Here is a 19,758-nt window from a genome sequence, read left to right as displayed (position 1 = left end):
TTCTTCTTCTTGATCTGAATTAGAATCGTCATACCCTTGCCACGTGGGCTCTCCTTCATAGAAAGGTTATTCGCATGGCAAAGTTTTACATCGTGAATGATTCAAACAGCAACAAGCTTTGGCTTGTGGACATGGAAACACGCAGCGCAGAATGTCTCGATCGGGATGTGATCGAATCTTTGGGGCTGGCTGGCCATGAATTTCTGAACTCGATTAGCGGTTTAACCGGCAACGACATGGTTGCTAGGGACGGCCGCAGCGATCCATCGGAACGAATTTTTGCGTTCGATGGCCGGACCGATCCGTCGGAACGGGCCTTCTCGTTTGATGCCCGCAGTGATCCATCGGACCGGGCCTTCTCGTTTGACGGCCGTAGCGGTCCGTCGGACCGGGCCTTCTCGTTTGACGGCCGCAGCGATCCATCGGACCGGGCTTTCTCATTTGATAGTCGGAGCAATCCGTCGGAGCGTATGTCTTCAGCGAGCCCCGCCGGGCTAAATTGAGCTGTATGACTGTCCGGATTTTCGGATAGTTTTGTAATGGATGCGTAATTGGCAGGCTGATGGAGTGGCAATGAAACCATTAGCCGGGGTTCCGGTTCCTGACCGGCTGGCGGCAGACGAAGCAAATCTTCGCTCTGCTTTCCGCCCGGGTGAACCATCGTCTACGCGATTGATTGATGCGGATGAGACCGTGAACCGGTTGCGCCCGCATTTTTCTCGCTTGGGTATCGTGCGCATGGCCGAAGTCACCGGCCTTGATCGCATCGGCATTCCAGTCTGGATGGCCGTCCGTCCCAACAGTCGCACACTCGCCGTCAGCCAGGGCAAGGGCGTCAGCGCCGCTCACGCTCGCGCTTCCGCTGTGATGGAAGCCGCCGAGATCGCCATTGCTGAAGATGTTCCGGTCACGTCCTTTGCCGCCAGCCGCCGCGAATTGCGCGACGCTGGCCATGACGTGTTTGACGGCCGTATGCTGTTGATGCGCGGAGCTGACGAGGCCGGCCCCGAAGAGACAGACTATTGGGTCGAAGGTTTCGACCTCATAAAACAAAAGCCGGTATTCGTGCCGCGCGAACTTGTCTCGCTCGATTTCACCTCGGCGCGGCGATCCTTTCGCTACTCCCAGTCGACGGACGGCCTTGCCTCCGGCAATTGCCTGCTTGAAGCCGTCATTCACGGATTGTGTGAACGCGTCGAGCGCGACGCGACCGAACTCTGGCGCTTCCAGCGCGACGCCGGGGTAGAGGCGCGTTGCGTCGATCCTGCGGTGTTTGCCGATAGCGGCATTCATTGGCTGGCAGAGCGGATCGCTGCGGCCAACTTTGTCCTGCGGCTGTTCAACGTGACGTCGGACATCGGCCTGCCGGTGTTCATGGCGACGATCAGCCCTGCGACACACCACGCAACCTATCTGCATTTCGACCTCGCTGCCGGCTATGGCTGCCATCTGTCGCCGCGGGTGGCGGCGATGCGGGCGGTCACCGAGGCAGCGCAGACGCGTATCACCAATATTTCCGGCGCGCGTGACGATTTCGATCCGTCGGAGTATCACCAGCGTCTCGCGCCCGATCTTTCCGTCTATATTCACGCCAAACCCGCCGATCATTGGCGGTTCGATGAACCCGAACCGCATTTGCGCGCCAATCTCGAAACCTATCTCGAGCCGCTGCGCCAGCGCGGCATTACCAGCGTCGTTGCCGTGCCGCTTGGCGGCGAGGAATATGACATGTCGGTGTGCCGCGTATTGGTCAACGAGCTCGAAAGCCCGGCCGGCATACGCAAGCACCGCTTCGGCGGGCGGGCGCTCAACGCCATGTTGCGGCAATAGGAGCGGCGATGAAAATCCTGTTTGCAGGTCCAAGCCTTTCCGGAACAGAGTTCGTGCCGGTACGTGCCGGCGAAGATCGTGTCCTGCCCGAATATGCGCTGACATGCCGTGGCCCGGCGAAATGCGGTGACATTACCCATGCCGTGGATCAGGGCTTTCGCGTCATCGGCCTGGTCGATGGGCGCTTCGAGGATGTCGCCGCCGTCTGGCACAAGGAAATTCTTCACGCGCTGTCACAGGGCGCCGTCGTCTATGGCGCCGCCAGCATGGGCGCCTTGCGCGCTGCCGAATGCCACCTCTTTGGGATGATCGGTATCGGCAAAGTGTTTGAGCGTTATGCGTTTGGCGGTTTGGAAGACGATGCAGCGGTTGCCCAGGTGCACGCGCCGGCTGAATTCGGTTACGTCGCGTTCAGCGAGGCGATGGTCACGGTCGATGCAACGCTCGATGCGGCATTGGCGGCCGGAGCGATCAGTGCCGATGAGCGCGACCTCGTTCGCGCCAAAGCCGATGCTGTGTTCTTCAAGGAACGCACGTGGCGGCGCATCTTCGATGCTGTTTCGTCCGATATCGATCACGCCGCGGAGCGGCTGAAACCGCACATCCGCAATATCAAACGTGAGGATGCGGAGGCATTGCTTGATGCGCTGCTGGAGCGGAAACGTTTTGCCCCGCTCGGAGAGGTGGCCACCGATTTTGCCGGGTGGCAATTCAATGAAACCTCGCAATGGCGCAAGCTGCGCGTTTAGAAGCGTTTAGGTTGGCCTTACCCGATCGACGTACAATCCTATTGATTAGGCTGAAAATAACTAAAAATCGACGAAATTACCTTTGAGTCACGCTTGCGTAACGGGGGTGCACCTAATTTTGATCTCGTGGTCGCAAGTTTAAACGCATGAAAAAGTAATAAGAAAATCAGAACGTGTGTGGGAGCAAGCGGGCAGTCAGTGGGGGACCTACGCCGGAATTCTATTAGAATTGAATTTGGAATTCCGGCGTAGCACTACACATAATCCGTCCAGCTTTACCAATACAAAATAACAACGAAACCAGCCGCATTCTGCGCGCCTTCCCGGTGCGCGGCAGGGCTAGGTTTCAGCTGAGGGGCGATGTCGTGAAAGTAGCAATTGTCCATTACTGGCTTTTGTCGATGCGGGGTGGGGAAAAAGTACTGGAAGCTCTTAGCGAGCTCTATCCGGACGCCGACATTTTCACGCTGGTCTATAATCCGGACGCGATCTCGGGCCGCTTGAAGAACCACAAGATCACCACCTCATTCCTGCAAAAAATCCCGGGCTCCAAGAAGTACTACCAAATGCTTCTCCCTATCATGCCATTGGCGCTGGAGAGCATGAATCTGACCGAGTACGATCTGGTCATCTCTAGCGAGTCCGGTCCGGCAAAGGGGATCATACCCAAGCCCGATGCGGTGCACGTGTGCTATTGCCATTCGCCGATGCGCTACATCTGGGATCATTACTTCTTCTACCATTCGAGCGCAGGCTTCGTGAAGAAACTGTTCATGCCGTTCATCGCATCGTGGCTACGGCAGTGGGATGTATCGACCAGTGCCCGGGTAGATTGTTTTGTGGCCAATTCGCGCCACATCGCCAACCGTGTACAGAAATATTACCGGCGCGATGCGGTGGTTATCCATCCGCCGGTCTCAGTTGATGATTTCGCAATTTCCGACACCACAGAAGACTTCTATCTGTGTGCAGGACAACTTGTCGGGTACAAGCGTGTCGACCTGGCGGTCGATGCATTCACCGCGATGAACAAGAACCTCGTCGTCATTGGTACCGGCGAGGAAATGGAAAAACTGAAGAGCCGTGCCGGGCCAACCATTCGGTTCCTCGATCATCAACCCTTCGCATCGTTGAAGAGCCATATGGCGCGGTGCAAGGCTTTGATCTTCCCGGGCGAAGAGGATTTCGGCATTGTTCCAGTTGAGGTGATGGCAAGCGGTAGACCTGTGATTGCTTTTGGGCGGGGTGGAGCAGTTGATACCGTTATCGACGGTCTCTCGGGCGTATTGTTTTTCGAGCAGACCGTCGATAGCCTCACCGAGAGCGTCAAGCGCTTTGAAGCCATGGCCGACAGTTTCTCGCCGGCGGCGATCCGCGCCCATTCATTGCGGTTCAGCAAGGATAATTTCAAGAAGAAGATCGCTGCCCTTGTTCGCAAGGAGTTCGAACGGCGTGCGGTTCAGGCCACAGTGGATCAGATCGAGGCCAACGCGCCTGCGGTCGGCGAAACTTGGGTCAGGACGAACGGCCTGGTCCTGTCGATGAAAACCAAACCACAGGCCAATTCGAACGTGATGCGTCCGATCTTATAGCTGCGGAGGCTGCAATGACTCTGGAACGTGTTGTCATTATCAACGACGAGGCAGTAGCGAGCGGCGGAGCGGCAGCGCTAGCTCTCTTGTCCGCACGGCTCTTGTTTGAGGCCGGCATTCCCGTGACTTTTCTCAGCGGCGATTCCGGTGCGGATTTTTCTTTGCATGACGATGAGATCGAGGTTGCTGGGCTTGGCAGCGCACCGCTGCTGAAATTGCCCATACACAAACGCATCATCAACGGCGCCTATAATGTGGCAGCTCATAAGGCGATCCGCCGTTACATTCAGCACAACGACACGCCGGGCACCATCTATCATGTCCATGCGTGGGCGCAGATCCTGTCACCGTCGATTTTCTCTGCGCTCAAGCCCGTGCACGACCGATTGGTCGTATCGGCTCATGATTTCACGCTGGTATGCCCGAACGGCAGCTACGCCAATTTCAAACAGAACACCGTTTGTGAATTGACGCCTTTGAGCGGGAAATGCCTCGTCTCCAATTGCGACAAAAGGCGCTATGCAGACAAGTTGTGGCGTTTCACGCGCTCGTGGCTGCGCACGCAATTGCTGGACCTGTCGAATTCCTACTGCACGATCGCATCGATCCATCCAATGATGAACGCTTGGCTGGAGCGGGGTGGCATCCCCAGGGAACGCATCAAGACTGTGCTCAATCCAGTCAAGCCATTCGCAAAAGCACGCGTTACGGCGGAGAAGAACAGCGATATCTTCATCATTGGCCGGCTGGAATTCGAAAAAGGCGTTGATATCGCCGCTGAGGCTGCGCGCCGTGTCGGCCGCAAACTTCGCGTCATCGGTGATGGAGCATTCCGCACAGAATTGCTGCAGCGCTACCCCGATGTCCAATGGGAGGGATGGCGCACGCATGAAGAAATCAACCGGTTGTTGCAGGACGCGCGGTTTGTCGTCATGCCGAGCAGGCTACCCGAGCCCTTTGGGTTGGTAGCCCATGAAAGCCTGCAAAGCGGTATTCCAATTGTGGCCTTCAAGACCGCCTTCGTGGCCAACGAAGCCCACCAACTGGGTTGCGGTATCGTTGCTCAACAGCCAAACGCGTCAAGCCTGGCCGACGCCTTTGCCAAACTGGATGACGACATGGTGGTTCATAAAATGAGTGAGCTCGCCTTTGAGCTCTCGCCAAGATTGGCAAATACGCCCCAGAGCTGGTGCAACGAATTCATTGCTCTCTATCGTTCGCGTCTCGCCGAGCAAGAACGACTGGACGCAAATTCTTTCCAGGTTCGTCCGCCGGCCGCGCAATCGGCTCAGCCATTGTCGGGTTCGCTGTAGTTTTTTGGACACTATGGATTACACATTTTGAGGATACCACGTTGAACGGGCCCCTACGGCTATCCATTTATTCATATTTATGGCTTATAGTCTGTATTGAGGGGTGAGAGAGGTGATTAAATCCTTGGCGCGGCCAACATTTGGCCTAGTTCAGGATTAGATCAGCGATCTTGATCGACGAGTCCTAACTCCAGAGATCGATGCAAAATTCATCAGAGAATTTGAAATCATCCGACGACCGTCGGTCGAAGTCTTTTTTCGACATGGTCGAGGAAAAGTATCTGATTCGTTGGGCAGCCCTTTTGATCTGCGTAATTTTCTGGACTGTGGTCTGGCGCCTTATCTGACCGCTACTCTTTGGGCTCCGGTTCAGGAGCCTCGTTCTCTTCGCCTGGATCTTCGTCGTCGCCGGCCGCGAGCCATTCTTCCAGAATTGCCACAGACATCGGACCGAGATTGGGTATCAGGTTCAGATCCAGCTGCGACGCCCAAGCGCGATCCGGTTCCCAATCGGGCGGCATATTCCAGGGTGTGCCACCATTCTCGATCCACAGGGCATTCACGATGCGCGAATGCACCGTTTTTGAAGGACAAAATGTCTGCAGGCGGTGACGCATAAATACCCCGGGCAATAGTAGTTGTGTGAAATCGCATTGTCTGGTCGTACCGTCGCCGCGAGAAGGCAGGTGCTTTGCTTTAGCAACTGCCTTTCGCTAGGAACACGACCCAGGCCGTGCGTATCATGATCCTTAAATCGACCCAGATGGATCGCGTCTTGAAATAGTCGGTGTCGAGTTTAACCCTGGCTTCATAGCCGGTGCTGCTCCGGCCGCTGACTTGCCACAAGCCGGTTATTCCGGGCTTCATCGCCTTGTAGTAACGGTACGAGTCCCCGTAACGGCAGATTTCGTTCATCACGATAGGTCGCGGCCCGACAATGCTCATTTCGCCGCGAATGACATTGATGAACTGAGGCAGCTCGTCGAGGCTTGAGACGCGTAAAAATCGTCCAAGTCTGTGTATTCTCGGATCGGTCTTGAGCTTTTGGCTTTCCGTCCATTCACGCAGTATTTCCGGAGACTCAGCGAGCAATGCCGCCAGGCGCGCGTCTGCATCTTTCGCCATGGTACGGAACTTGTAACAAGTGAATTCTTTTCCGTTCAACCCGATACGTCGCTGTTTGAAGACGACCGGAAAGCCGTCATGCATTGCCAGCGCGACAATGATGCCAACCAAAACGGGGAAGAGAAAAATGAGCGCAGCGATCGCAAAAACAATATCGAGCGTCCTCTTGGCCGTTTCATAGAGAAACCGGCTTTTTACCGGCGTGTTTTCGGCCCGCTGTTCAATCAGCGGTTCTGATATGTACGACATGATGTTGGCCCCGACCCACCCTTTCGAATTTTTGAACGCCCTTCAAGCACGTTGCTTTCAGATCGTGAGATTGTCACTCCGCGATCAGCGTCACTCGTTGATACCCCAAGAACTATCAAAGCTGGATACAATACCAAGACAAGTTATACGCAATATGTACAAGTATTGTCGTTAGTGTATTGTTATAGTGTTCTTTTTTATGATTCTGCTTGTGCAAATAAGGTATAGTATATTGGTTTTCCGTCAATAATTAATAGTGATTAACGGCATACTCCCGAGCCCTAGCAATAATTACTAATGATTCGGGGGAAGATTTATGGTTGATAAAATAATCGTGAAATACTCGTCAAAAAGTCTTCAGAATCGGCAATAAATACCGGTCAAACTTCCGCTTTCGGATGGGCCGCTGCTGAATTGCCGGGTATTATTTGGCTTTGCACAGATCAATGACAAAGCGATCGCCAAGAACGTCGATGTGGTGGCATCCGACAATTCCGGACATGAAATCAGGTCTTACAAGCCTGACAACGCTCTCGGCATAATTATCGCTATCGATTTTCGTGATTTCCTGGATGTTGAGTCCGTAGCCATAGGTGCCGTTCGAATTGCATTGGGATGGCCGCAGCAAACGGCCGTCCACCATGTGGACGCGACCGGCATTTCGGGCAACGTCGCTGCCAATAAGGACGGGATTGCGCTTGTGCGGAACAACTGAACGTAGCGCTGGGCCATCGACAGCAAATGCATAAAGTTCACTGCAGTGATCCATGTAGGCGTAATGATCCGACAGCGACGTGAGCAGCCACCATTGTCCATGGGCTCGGAACATGATTGTGTCGGCCGGGCTCTGACCCTCCAGTGTCGTCGCATAGAGTTCCCATCGTAGCGGGAATTGCGTGCAACGCCACACCTCGACACGATTTGTCTGATGCGTTTCAGGTATCATGAAGATGTCGCCACCATCATTGAAGATGAATGGATATGACAAATGATAGCTCGTCCGCAAACAGGTGCCGAGCAGCTCGACCTTATTATCCGTCAATTTCGCAACTGAGATCCAGGCGTTCTGGCGGTTATTCGGAAAGCATTCGAAGAAAATATAGTCTTCGTTGTTCCAGCGGAATAGGAAAGGATCCGCGGCCCACATGCCGTCAGCGAGCTTTAGCTCGGTTGTTTGCCCGGGAGAGAAGTTCTCGACCGTCCCACGCCCGATATGGACACGCCAGCTTCTTGCATCGAGACCAAGCCTGGATCTGGCCTGGATCATGATTTTTCCAAGAACATTGCCTCCCAGTCTGAACAGGTAGGCGGCGGCATCGAGCGTGCCTGGCATGGCAGTTTTGGCTTTCAATCGCTCTTGCCGTTGAACCTTGAGTTCACGCGTATCCGCAAGCCGCCTCAATTCGCGCATCATCAGAATGACTGACTTTTCTTCGACGAACGCGCCGTTCAGTGCGGCACTGAACTTGGTGTTATAGGCTGCTGTCGCAAGTGTCTTGGGCTCGGTTTCGGAAGCCTGACGTGCATTCACTGCGGTGATCGTCAAAGGCGCTTGTTCTTTGACCTCCCAAAATCCTGTCCAATCAAAGGTTGAAGACTGTGTCTCGGTGAAACTCAAAGTCCATTCGCCAAAGCGGATGCTCTTGAGCAATTCATCCGCAAGCGGCTCGGCCGCAAGGCGGATGACAACGTCGAGATTCAAGTTCGATAAGTCATCGCCGTCAAGAAGGTTCACAACCGGTCGGGTTCGCAAGCGGGATAGCACCTGCTTGGCAGGATAAGGCGGCTGACGCGCAAATACCCGCTTATCCAAACTGTACAGCATCCGGCCTAACAATGGTGCGGCTGGTGCCGCGAACGGTTTGGTCAACAGAACCGCGCAAAAATCGAGCTGATCATCAGTCAGAATGTCGTTGAGAAGTTTGAGTTCCCAATTCCGCAATTGATCCATTGATGCCGCTAGAACGCCAATGCGAAGCTTCGACATATCGCCCCCAAAAGTCCAGTGTACTCAGGCCCCAAAAGCGCGTTTTTTTACGTCGCAATTTTTTTGGCTGAACACGATCCCAGCCTGAATGTCACACTTTACGTGGTGGTCGTCTAGGACTCCTAATCTAATTGATTAGCAAGATAGTTCCTGAATAAAGACCGCTAATCTGGTATCAATTATAGAGCGCTCATTTATGGGCCAGAGACAAAATCTCAAATGAAAACAATAAGTCAGCACGTCTATTGACCCGGTGCCATCGGAGTTTGGGCGAAATTGGGGATACTGTCCTGAAACAGGTCGTACAGAAGAACACGGAAAGCGTCTCCGCTAAAAAAGCGGCTGTGATGGGCTTTGCTGCAATGGCGTCGCGAGTTTCGGCGCAGCTTGCGCAGGTGGCTGTTTTTATCCTCGCCGCGCGGATGCTTTCGGCCGCTGAATTCGGCGTTTATACGCTAACTCTTGCTGTGGCAATTTTTTTGACGCGGGTATCCGAGGCTGGGTCCCGCGAGTTTCTCATGAGCTGTCGGGAAGACCGCTCCTTGTTTGACCAGATTGCCACCGCTGCGCTCGTGAGCGGCGCCATAGCCATGTGTGTTGGAACGCTGGCGTCCGCTGTCATGTATGATTTTTTCGATATGATCCTTGCTGGTGAGCTCCTGGCGCTGTTCTCTGTCTGGGTGGTGTTTTCAACATTGAGCGCCGTCTATGCCGGACTACTGGTACGACAGAGCCGCGCCGAATTACACTCCATTTTTCTCATGGTGGGCGAGGGCGTTGGCCTACTGGCGGCATTGTTTGGCCTCATGTCCGGCTGGGGGATATTCGCCCTGGCCTTCGGCAAATTCTGCATGCAGATTACCTACCTCGCTTGCGCGATTGTGGCGACGAAATGGATTCCGCACCTGCGCTTGCATTGGGTTGTCGTGCGCGAGCTTGCCGAATTCTCCCGCTATATTCTCGCGACGAGAATGGTTGCTTATTTCCACACCTACGCAGTGACTTTCATCATTGGCATTTTTCTCGGCGCGACCAGCGTCGGTTATTACCGGGTGGCAGAGCGCCTTGGCTCTTCCTTTGCCGAATTGATGGAAGAACCGGCCCGTCTGATCGCTTGGGTTAGTCTCAGGCGTGCCGTACGGGAAGAGCATAGCGAGAGTGAACTGAAACGAAATGTTGGTAGGGAGGCGGCGGTATTCCTGCCGGTCCTGTTGGCTCTTGCAACGCCAATCTTCATTGGACTCGCTCTCGTTTCTGAGAACCTTGTTGTGCTCCTTCTTGGCGAACAATGGCATCCAGCCGCTCCGCTCACCTCGATCCTCGCCCTCGTTTATATGCTCTATGTTCCAAACGTCCTGACCGAACCCTTGCTGTCCCTGACGGGACAGGTGCGCCGTCTGCCATTCATTTCGCTTTTGAATGCGGCCATCGCAGTGACATTCATCCTGGCTTCTGTGCCGTTTGGTACAGTTGGCGTTGCAATCGGTCAGCTGATGGCTGGATTGATTACAATTTGCGTGACGATCTGGTTGCAGAGCCATTACGGCGGTGTTGCTTGGAAGACGGTCGGAGGTAACGCCTCGATCGTTGCACCAGCGCTGATTGCGATGGTGGCAGGTGTCATCTGGGTCTCGAGTCTTCCGATTTCACCAGAAACACAGCTTGGCCTGCAGATTTTGACAGGAGCCGCGATTTACTCCGGCGTGCTCGGGACGCTGTATCTTTGTTTTTTTGGAAGCATCCACGGTTTTTTATTGAAAGGCAGCAAGGCACCCAATGAACTCTAACCGGCCGCGTCGATAGAAATCGCCCGACCGCTGACGACAGGAGAGGAACAATGCAACAGACAACGCGGACAACAGAATTTGCATCGGGCATTCCCACAGGTTCGGCGAAACTACACCGATTCCTTGGTGTGGAACTTGAGATTGCACCAGGCGTCCTCGTGCCGCGCGAAGAGACCGAATTGCTTGGACTTACTGCGATTAACATTCTGGCGAAGGAACCAACTGGCCCACTTGTCATCGACATGTGTTGCGGATCTGGAAATCTCGGCCTTGCGGTCGCTGGTGCGATAGCCAACGCGCGGGTGCTGGGAGCGGATCTTACTGATGAAACAGTTGATCTTGCTCGCCGGAACGTCGAGAGATTGGGTTTTGACCTGCGTGTTAAGATATTTCAGGGTGATTTGTTCGACGCGATGAACGGGCAAGCATTGACCGGCAAAGTGGATATGATCATTTGCAATCCGCCTTACATTTCGGCGCGGCGTCTGGAGGATGGCCTGTCGCATCTTCTCGTCAACGAGCCGCGGGAGGCATTTGACGGCGGGCCGTTCGGCATATCGATCCTTCAGCGAGTTGTGCGCGACTCGGTGCCGTTTCTTCGGCCGGGTGGCATCCTGACCTTTGAATTCGGCGAAGGACAGCATCAGCAAGTCGCGCACCTCCTCTCAAGGGCTGCAGCGTATGATCAGATCTCGTTTGTCGACAATGAGGCGGGTATCCCGCGCGTCGCGGTCGCCCGAAAACAAGTATGATTGATCAAGGAGTAGAGTGCTTGGACAGGATTGCGATGAGTGAAGTCAGAAGCATCACGCCGCGGGACATTCCTGCGGTCGCAAACATGTTCTGGAATATGTTCAAGACCTCGAAGGCATTCGTGCCTCAATCGCTCGTCGATTACCTGTCCAAACTCTACCTCAATCCGTCGCGTGGTGATTCAGACATTATTTCCCAAGTGCACATTCGCAGCGATGGTGTTCTGAACGGCTTCATCGGTTCGATTCCGCTCAGAATGTCGCTCGACGGTTCGCTTGTTCGCGCAGCCATTTGTGGTCCATTGATGGTCGAAGATCATGCCGACGACCCGCTTGCGGGGGCGCGTCTGCTGCGAGCGTTTCTGGCAGGCCCACAGGACGTCTCGCTAAGTGAGACCGCCAATGAGACTTCGCGTATCATGTGGAGCAAATTGCGCGGCACAGTGCTGCCGGCCTACAGCCTGGAATGGGTCAGAGTGTTCCGGCCAACAGCCTTTGCTATCGAACTTGCCGCCGGCCGATTTCAGGGGATGCGCCGTCTGGCGCCTTTGGCCAGGCCGCTTGATGCTCTTGGTTTCAAGCTGGCCAATGGCAGTCATCCGGAATCGGCTCCGGTTCCCGAGCTGAACGGATTTGTCGACAGTGATATCGACTACGACTCGCTTGTGGGCATTATTCCATCACTGTTGGAGCGCTTTGGCTTGCGTCCCGTCTGGGACGCACCGGATCTTAGACACATCCTGAATGAGGCGACAACCAAGTCGACCTACGGTGCAATGCACAGCCGGGTCGTCCGATCGCGGAATGGCGTGCCGATCGGAGCCTATCTCTACCACGGTTCTCCTGGACGAATTGCACGGGTGCTGCAAATTCTGGCTGTGAAGGAACGAGAGGGGGCCGTGCTCGACAGCCTGCTAAACCATGCGCGCTCCTTGGGCGTCGCGGCCATACGTGCCCGCACGCAACCACATCTCCTACAGGCAATGATGGTGCGGCAAGGGATATTTTTTCAGCGGTCGTCCACGGTTGTGCATTCACGCGATCCGCGCGTGCTGGATGCATTCTCGGATGGAAATGCGTTCTTCAACGGCCTGGCCGGCGAGGCCTGGAACCGACTGAATGGCGATGATTTTCTTTGAGAGGCTTCTCTGTGAGAGCGCTCTAAACGCTGATGTTCTTGAGCCTTATGAAGGACCAGATGGACTTGTTGACATCTACAATCGCATCGATCGTTGATTGAATTCTCAACATTTCCGCATCGTCCAGCGCTTCGACTTTTCCGTATTTCAAATTGTCGTTCATGTCGACGATGCGCATCAACTGCGTTGATGCGTTGTGTCCAGTTTCGTCGAACGAATAGATGCAGTGATTGTATTTGTTGCGCAGGCGCTGCTCACGGGTCATTCGGCTGGTGATCTGCAGCACAGCCGCCTTGGTTTCAGGCGGTGTTGATCTGATTTTCGCCAGCCGCTCAAGTAAGTCAATTCTTGCCCTGGTCGTATTCAGCGTCAGGAAAATGACCGTTGCTGCTTCCTTATTTGTGTTGAGCAGGTGGGCAATCAAGTAGATGAACAGACTTTCGGTGTTCGTCCACGTGTAATTGAGTTTGCCCACCAGCATCAGCACCTCATTGATGCGGGACATTGTTTTATACGACCCGGCCCATTTCTAGGGAACTATCTAACCGCCCGATCGGGGGGGTGTAGCCCCTAAAAGGGGGCTGGAACGCCTCCTGGTCCATGCTGTTCCGATATACCGCAGCAGCTTGTGTGCGGTTGTGAACGCGCAGCTTGCGGATAAGGTTGTGGACGTGGACCTTGACCGTGTGTTCCGAGAGCGTCAGCCGATCGGCTATGATCTTGTTCTGCAAACCCTCCGAGAGAAGTTCCAGAATCTGGTGCTCGCGTAGCGTCAATGTCTTGATCGGTCTGCCACCATTCAGGGTGTTCTTGATCTGGCCATTGTACAACTGAGGTTGACCACCGTTGCTCAAGGGCTTTTCCATCGAACGAGCGATGGTGGAAGGATAGTATTCACCGCCATTCAATAGCAGCCAGATGACTGCCAGCCAGATATCGAGTTTCAGACTGAATGGGAGAAGCCCCTGAACCAGGCGCTGATCGAACAGGCTGTTCAGCTCGTGCATGCCGGTGCTGTGCTCATCGATCATCAATGTCACAGAAGCGTTCGGAAAGCGCTGCTTGCAGCGTGCAATGCACTCATTAAGTTCGATGACGAAACCAGTGTGGACCAGAACGAGGCCAATGTCCTCGTCGAACTCATCCGACTCCAGCAGCTTGCTGGACAGGTTCACCCGAATTTCGGGGAATGTCCGTTCTAGAGATTGTACCAATCCCTGGAAAACGGCCCCTGCTTCAGCATAAATGAAGATGCCACTCTTGAACTTGGAATCACCATCAATTTTTGATCCATACTGGATATGGTCGCCGATTGTACGCGGTATATTTCCAGACATAATTGCCCCCTACGCCCTTTGATGAGAAGTATTTCTCTCAGGATTTATTTGCGTTTTCGATTTTTAGTTTCTGTAAGTTCTTTTGTTCAGTTTCTTCACCACGTCTTTAAGCCCCCGGCTAGACGTGTTGATTAACAGAGGATTAATAAAAGGAGCGTGACGCGGCCGTGACATGAGTCAAAGGGTTTGTATATTTATCGGTTCGATACGCTAGCTGCGTCGGGGAAGACAACGGCCACATTTACTTAGACCTTTACCTCGACAATATTGATTATAAATCATACAAATTGCTTCATGCCGATTTTGGGTCGATTGGGCCTCGTCCCCGCAAGCGACTGAAAAGTTGTGGTATTTCACGATTTCTGACGCGTAGCGAATTGCCGCCAAATCCCTCATTTCGGGACTAATCAGAATTGCTAGCTTACTGTATCGCTCTTTGAGTCTTAACGTTCATTGGCTTGGATATCGTGGTTTTTAGTGGGGGCATCCAAGCAACAGCACCGTAAACATCAGTCTTGTATTGCGTCTTTAGTATCCGGCTTCGCGCTGAATGCTGAATGAATGGTTGATGTTTGCTTAACGAAGAACGCTTTTCGGGCTCGCACTATAACCTCGTTGGAAATGCATAGAGGCTTTTGCTTGCTCCGAGGCACATCGGAGGATTTGTTATGTCTAACAAGAACAATCATTACAATTATCATCCAGGTGATGCATCCGCTGACGCCGATGCTGCTGCCTTCGCAGCTGCGCTGGGTCTTCAATTGCAAGCCCAGGAACAGGAACAGGAGCAGGAGCAGGAGCAGGAACAAGAGCAGGATCAGGATCAGGATCAGGATCAGGAACAATATTCCAGCTCAGAGAACTGGAATGGCAATGGCAATCTCAATGGCAATCTAAACGGCAATCTAAACGGCAATCTTAATGCCAACGGCAATCTCAACATCAACAAGAACAGCACTGAAGTCGATGTCGACGTCGACGTAGATGTAGACCTTGATGGCTATCTGCCGACCGATGATGACTTTGCCGATCTTGATCTGCACGGCAATACCTTTGATAATATATTTATCACGGAAAGTGGAAATATCGACTACGACCCAGGTAATGACGTCAATTTCTCGAACGTCTTCAACGACGCATTCGGTGGTGGAGGTAATGACACCGGTTTTGCTCTGAATCAGGTTATCGACCTCGTCGATAACGATCAGGCTCACCAGATTAGTCAGACCAATTCGGGCAGCGTATCGCTGACCGGAACTGGCGGCACGGCTCATGCCGGCGACGGCATTGACAGTGGTAGCGGCGGCTGGGGCGGCTGGGGCGGCTTGGAAAGCAGCTTCTTTGGTGGCGGCCATGGCAACAGCGGCTCTGACGGCGGCATCGAAGCAGGTCACGATGTGAACGGCTCCAGTGCAGCAAGCGCAGCAGTCAACCAGACAGCAACTGCCTTCACACAGGAAATCGTTATGGGCGCAAATCTTTCCCAAAACGCTTTCGATGCATCTGTCATCAACGGCAGCTACGAGTCCCACACCTCTGGCGACGACACCGAGGCATAACAGCAACAAGAAACAGGCAACCCTGCCTGATGTGACAATGGTCTGCGCAGCATATGCGCAGACCGCTTGTCCGAGGTGTTGCAGATTGCCAGCTAATCGGTGGGAGAATCGAAATGCTCGGATTTGGTGGTCAGATATCAGAATCCATCGCGCACTTCGTGGGCTATTTTCACACATCAATCGAGGCAGCGAGGGCGCGGGTCGAATACCGTGAGTTCGAAGCGGCGCCAGATAGCGAACCGCATCTCAATGACATCCTGACAATTCAAACGGATCCGGGCCAAAGGCTGGATCTTGGATCATTCCAACCCAATTTGAACTACGTTCCTTCACCGTGGTCTCTGGTTGGAGAGGTGGTGATGCCTTGGGTGAACTTTGATCCCATTGAACTGGACATCTCGGCGCCAAGACTGCATCAGCCCGTGGTGAAGCTGCATACATCTGGCTCCGCCGACTCAAACTCAATTTCAACCTCAGATTCGGGCTTTCATACTTCAGGTCAGGTAATTCCGAATTTCGGACCTGGCCCATCGGAGACATCGCTTGCACTCAAGCAAACCAACCACATGGAAGACAACGATGTTGTCATCATGGGCAATCATGCGCCCGTAAGCATGGATTTTGCCGACGAGGCCGCTTTCAACAGCTTATCGGAGAGCGCACTCTCGATTTCGGAGCCGTTTACTCAAGATTCCATACCTGGAACCAGCGCCGAGTTGGCGCAATTCTTTGCCAATCAATCGGCAAACATCCAGGCGGCAGCGGACGGCCCGCTCGCAACAACACCGGGTGTGTCCGTCGTCACCGCACCGGCAGGTCTCTACGTCAACGGCGCTGTAACAAACGAAGCCCCGAAGCTTGACGACTATATCCCGGAGCAACTCAAACACACCGACCAAAACGATTCGCCGGCGACGGTGACAACGACCCAATCCGTCGTCATAAACGGCGCCGAAATTGTCGGATCGGTTGAAGTTCAGGCTGGCTGCAATCTCATGATCAATGAGGTTGTCTTGACCAGTCTCGACTCCGTTGGCGCGCATTTTGCAGTGACCGGCAGTTATTATCGCATTGATGCGATAATCCAGACCAACGCCTATAGTGACAACGATACATTCGAGAACGGTTTCGGGGCGCAGCAGTCTCTCGGCCAGCCGTCAACGAATGCGATGAACGTCGCAAATTTCTTGCTGCAAGCTGACGATAGTCTGTCAGATGGTCCGTCTGACGATGCGCCAGTATTCCCGCAAGCCTGGCAAATTACTGTTTTCAATGGCGATCTGATTCAGATGAACTGGGTTTCCCAGTACAGTTTCCTCTCCGACAACGATGCCCATGTCCTCTCGGCCACTGGCTCCTATACGACAATCGTGACGGGTGGGAATATGATGTTCAACTCGGCGTCATTCGCCGAACTGTGCAATTCCTACGATCTCGTCATGATTGGCGGAAGCATGTACAACGGCAACTTCATCTTCCAGACCAACATCCTGTTTGACAATGATACCTTCACAACGGGTGGCGCTGCCGGGGCATATGACGGCGAACTGTCGACGAGCGACAACTTGCTGTGGAACGAAGCGAGCATTCAAAGCGGCAGCCCAACCAACTGGGTCACAGGGCTTCCCGAACACTACCTTCAGGCCATGAACGGGCTGTCAAATGGCAGCTTTGGTATGCCCGCCGGTTTCCACGGCGACCAGGCTCTACAAGGTATCGAGGGCCTGAGGGTTCTTTACATCTCCGGTAGTGTCTACGACGTGAACTATATCGAACAGACCAACATTCTCGGCGATGCGGACTATGTCGCGCATTACGAAGGTGCACTTTTGACCGCCTCTTCGGAAACAGTATGGGATATCAGCACCGGCTCGAATACCTTGATCAATATTGCCTCGATTGCCGACAGCGATCCGGGGGGCGGAGGGACTTCCTATGTTGGTGGTGGTGTCTACTCCGATGCTATTCTGATCCAGGCTGACATTATCTGTGTGCTGCCGGATACTGGTCAGGCTACCGGTCAAGGTCAGCAACTCGCCAACGAAGTCGTGGCATTCCTCGAAAACGAAGCAGATTCACCATGCAATGATGATCACGCTCCGCCCGTTCACGTCCCAGACACGTGCCAGTCGGTCGATGTCATGCAGACAGTTCTCGCATAGAAAAAGAAGAATGCGCGAGGAGCGCGGGAAGCATGAAATATGATGAGCAGGCTGACTTGCGGGTCATCTCCCAGAACTCGCGGCGGGCTATGGCGGGGCGGGAGCCCGAGCGAATTCAGTTGGATGAATTGTTGGCGGAGATGGAAAGCGCGATTTCCAGGATCTCACGCGAGGAAACCGAGTCGATGCAACGCGTGGAGGCCACACCGCAGGAAATTGACGATGAGCCGATAACGGAAGTTGAAGCCCCTGTCGCCGAGACCGCGCCGAATTCCGAACGGTTGATATCCGCAATTCCGGCCAGCGCGGAAGTCGGCAAAGTTATCGAAGGTGATCGTGGCCCTGTGCAGGCGCGGGCTGTCAGTTCCGGTGGGAACGGCTCCGGAAACGATCAGAACATCGTTGGCAATGGCGGTAATGGCGGCAGTTTTCATAAGCGCTCGACCACCATCAATTTTAGCGAGAGCTTCAAAAACGGCGTCAATGCCGTGCGCCGGAATCTCATTATCGCCATGGGGTTCACAATATTCCTGAATGTCCTGGTTCTTGCCATTCCCATCTATCTGTTCCAGATATCCGACCGCGTTCTCACGAGCCGGTCGACAGACACGCTTGTGATGCTGACGATTGTCATCGTGGGCGCCGTTATCGTTCAGGTAATACTTGACGCGATACGGCGCTTTATCATGATGCGGACGGCTGTCGAGGTGGCAGTCCAGTTGGGTGCTCCCATCTTGAGCGCCGCAGCGCGTGCATCCCTTCACGGCAACGGTAAGGACTATCAGGTGCTTGGCGATCTGCAGCAACTGCGCTCATTCCTCACCTCTAGTACCTTGCTCTCGTTTTTCGATGCACCGATCGCTCCGCTTTTCGTACTTGCGGTGTTCCTTGTTCATCCGCATCTCGGCTATATCGTGGTTGTTTCTGCGGTGCTTCTGTTAGTTGTCGCGGTCATGAACCAGCGCGCGACGGCAGCGTCCTTTGCCGATGCGACTACCTTCCAAAGCCGCGCCATGCTGCACCTCGACTCTATGTCGAGGAACTCACAGATTATCAATGCGCTGGCCATGATCCCTGAGGCTGTGCGCATCTGGGGACGGGACATGGCCGGCTCGTTGCGATCGCAGGTCAAGGCGCAAGATCGCAACATCGTCTTCGCAACCATATCGAAATGTTCGCGCTTGTTGACGCAGGTAGCAATGCTGGGGTGGGGTGCCCATCTGGCCATCGATGGACAGATAACGGGTGGTATGGTGATCGCCGCATCGATCATTGCTGGCCGCGCCTTGGCACCAATTGAAGGCGCGATCGAAGGGTGGAACAATTTTATACAATTCCGCTCCGCCTTTGGCCGGATTCGCAATCTCTTGCAGAACTCGCCTCTTAACTTTGAACGGTTGAGATTGCCGGATCCGCAGGGCCGCCTCGACGTCGAACGTATCCTCTACGTTCCGCCTCCCAACAAGAAGGTCATTTTGAACGGCATTTCCTTCACGCTAATGCCAGGCGAATCCATGGCCATCATCGGCAATTCCGGAGCCGGCAAAACCACTCTCGGCAAGATGCTCGTCGGATCCATTCTGCCAACGTCAGGAGGTGTCAGATTGGACCTGATGGATCTGCGCAACTGGGATCAGCGGCAGTTCGGCGAGAATATTGGCTACCTCCCTCAGGATGTGCAGCTCTTTCCGGGATCCATCAAGGCCAACATCGCCCGCATGCGCGAGGATGCCAGCGACCAATCAATCTTCGATGCTGCAATGCTTGCCGACGTGCACGAGCTGATTTCGAGCTTTGCTCAAGGCTATGAGACGATGGTCGCAGCTGATGGTGCCCCGCTATCGGGCGGACAGAAACAGCGGATAGCGCTTGCCCGCGCGTTTTTCGGAAACCCAAAACTTGTTGTGCTGGATGAGCCGAATTCAAACCTTGACTCTCAGGGCGATGCTGCTCTGACCAAGGCGCTATTTCATGCAAAGAAGCACAAGATCACCGTGGTCACAATCACACAGCGTCCTGCACTGCTAAACTGTGTCGACAAGATCATGGTCCTGAACAACGGCAGCGTTACCATGTTCGGCACGCGCGCGACTGTCATGGAAGCACTCAAGAAAAACAAACAACCAGGTTCGGTACCGAGCATTAGCGCTGCCGAATAATTGCGGAAGAGGCACGAG

General features: G+C 54.0%; 16 protein-coding genes. 11 read left to right on the top strand and 5 right to left on the bottom strand.

The window, feature by feature from the left end:
* The first annotated feature begins 74 nt into the window (after positions 1-74).
* The 5 genes from CU102_RS02595 (at position 75) to CU102_RS02575 (ending at position 5,484) form a co-directional block, all read left to right on the top strand.
* Positions 75-503, top strand: coding sequence for a hypothetical protein (locus tag CU102_RS02595; protein ID WP_106709370.1), 429 nt, complete (start codon positions 75-77; stop codon positions 501-503).
* A 70-nt stretch (positions 504-573) separates the two neighbouring features.
* A complete protein-coding gene (locus CU102_RS02590) occupies positions 574-1,830 on the top strand; it encodes a YcaO-like family protein (RefSeq protein ID WP_166648284.1) in 1,257 nt (418 codons plus the stop codon).
* Between the two features lie 8 nt (positions 1,831-1,838).
* Positions 1,839-2,579, top strand: coding sequence for a TfuA-like protein (locus CU102_RS02585; RefSeq protein ID WP_106709368.1), 741 nt, complete (start codon positions 1,839-1,841; stop codon positions 2,577-2,579).
* Positions 2,580-2,944: 365 nt separating this feature from the next.
* The gene (locus CU102_RS02580) at positions 2,945-4,171 is read left to right on the top strand and encodes a glycosyltransferase family 4 protein (protein ID WP_106709367.1); all 1,227 of its coding nucleotides are present in this window, start codon (positions 2,945-2,947) and stop codon (positions 4,169-4,171) included.
* Positions 4,172-4,185: 14 nt separating this feature from the next.
* Positions 4,186-5,484: a glycosyltransferase family 4 protein gene (locus CU102_RS02575; RefSeq protein ID WP_106709366.1), complete on the top strand. Its 1,299-nt coding sequence runs from the start codon at positions 4,186-4,188 to the stop codon at positions 5,482-5,484.
* A gap of 350 nt (positions 5,485-5,834) precedes the next feature.
* Here CU102_RS02575 and CU102_RS02570 read toward each other — a convergent pair whose 3' ends face one another.
* The 3 genes from CU102_RS02570 to CU102_RS02560 all read right to left on the bottom strand — a co-directional run bounded on the left by CU102_RS02570 (position 5,835) and on the right by CU102_RS02560 (position 8,845).
* Positions 5,835-6,101 (bottom strand): hypothetical protein, encoded by a 267-nt coding sequence (locus CU102_RS02570; RefSeq protein ID WP_106709365.1) that lies wholly within the window; start codon positions 6,099-6,101, stop codon positions 5,835-5,837.
* A 79-nt stretch (positions 6,102-6,180) separates the two neighbouring features.
* On the bottom strand, positions 6,181-6,858 hold the full coding sequence (locus CU102_RS02565) for a sugar transferase (RefSeq protein ID WP_106709364.1): 678 nt from the start codon (positions 6,856-6,858) through the stop codon (positions 6,181-6,183).
* A gap of 424 nt (positions 6,859-7,282) precedes the next feature.
* Positions 7,283-8,845, bottom strand: a complete 1,563-nt coding sequence (locus CU102_RS02560) for a glucosamine inositolphosphorylceramide transferase family protein (RefSeq protein ID WP_106709363.1) — start codon at positions 8,843-8,845, stop codon at positions 7,283-7,285.
* 266 nt (positions 8,846-9,111) lie between these two features.
* Between CU102_RS02560 and CU102_RS02555 the strand changes: the two genes are divergently transcribed.
* Genes CU102_RS02555 through CU102_RS02545 form a run of 3 tightly spaced genes read left to right on the top strand, consistent with a single transcriptional unit; the run spans position 9,112 to position 12,523 of the window.
* Entirely contained in the window at positions 9,112-10,632 is a 1,521-nt protein-coding gene (locus tag CU102_RS02555) for an oligosaccharide flippase family protein (RefSeq protein WP_106709362.1), read from the top strand.
* A 50-nt stretch (positions 10,633-10,682) separates the two neighbouring features.
* The gene (locus CU102_RS02550) at positions 10,683-11,384 is read left to right on the top strand and encodes a N5-glutamine methyltransferase family protein (protein WP_106709361.1); all 702 of its coding nucleotides are present in this window, start codon (positions 10,683-10,685) and stop codon (positions 11,382-11,384) included.
* Between the two features lie 35 nt (positions 11,385-11,419).
* Positions 11,420-12,523 carry a hypothetical protein gene (locus CU102_RS02545; protein WP_106709360.1) on the top strand — a complete coding sequence of 368 codons (1,104 nt, stop codon included), beginning with the start codon at positions 11,420-11,422 and terminating at the stop codon, positions 12,521-12,523.
* 22 nt (positions 12,524-12,545) lie between these two features.
* On the opposite strand, the gene CU102_RS02540 is transcribed toward CU102_RS02545, so the two are convergent.
* Positions 12,546-13,028, bottom strand: a complete 483-nt coding sequence (locus CU102_RS02540) for a hypothetical protein (protein WP_106709359.1) — start codon at positions 13,026-13,028, stop codon at positions 12,546-12,548.
* Positions 13,029-13,032: 4 nt separating this feature from the next.
* Positions 13,033-13,860, bottom strand: a complete 828-nt coding sequence (locus CU102_RS02535) for a response regulator transcription factor (protein ID WP_106709358.1) — start codon at positions 13,858-13,860, stop codon at positions 13,033-13,035.
* Between the two features lie 635 nt (positions 13,861-14,495).
* On the opposite strand from CU102_RS02535, the gene CU102_RS29330 reads away from it, so the two are divergent.
* The 3 genes from CU102_RS29330 (at position 14,496) to CU102_RS02510 (ending at position 19,740) form a co-directional block, all read left to right on the top strand.
* Positions 14,496-15,419 (top strand): hypothetical protein, encoded by a 924-nt coding sequence (locus tag CU102_RS29330; RefSeq protein ID WP_133624353.1) that lies wholly within the window; start codon positions 14,496-14,498, stop codon positions 15,417-15,419.
* Positions 15,420-15,532: 113 nt separating this feature from the next.
* The gene (locus CU102_RS02515) at positions 15,533-17,581 is read left to right on the top strand and encodes a hypothetical protein (protein ID WP_106709354.1); all 2,049 of its coding nucleotides are present in this window, start codon (positions 15,533-15,535) and stop codon (positions 17,579-17,581) included.
* Positions 17,582-17,613: 32 nt separating this feature from the next.
* Positions 17,614-19,740, top strand: a complete 2,127-nt coding sequence (locus CU102_RS02510) for a type I secretion system permease/ATPase (protein ID WP_106709353.1) — start codon at positions 17,614-17,616, stop codon at positions 19,738-19,740.
* Positions 19,741-19,758 lie beyond the last annotated feature (18 nt).

It is taken from the genome of Phyllobacterium brassicacearum (genome assembly GCF_003010955.1).
In the GTDB taxonomy this organism is placed as follows: domain Bacteria; phylum Pseudomonadota; class Alphaproteobacteria; order Rhizobiales; family Rhizobiaceae; genus Phyllobacterium; species Phyllobacterium brassicacearum.
The sequence above is the reverse complement of the archived record's forward strand: the minus strand, read 5'-3'. Positions and strand labels throughout refer to the sequence as shown.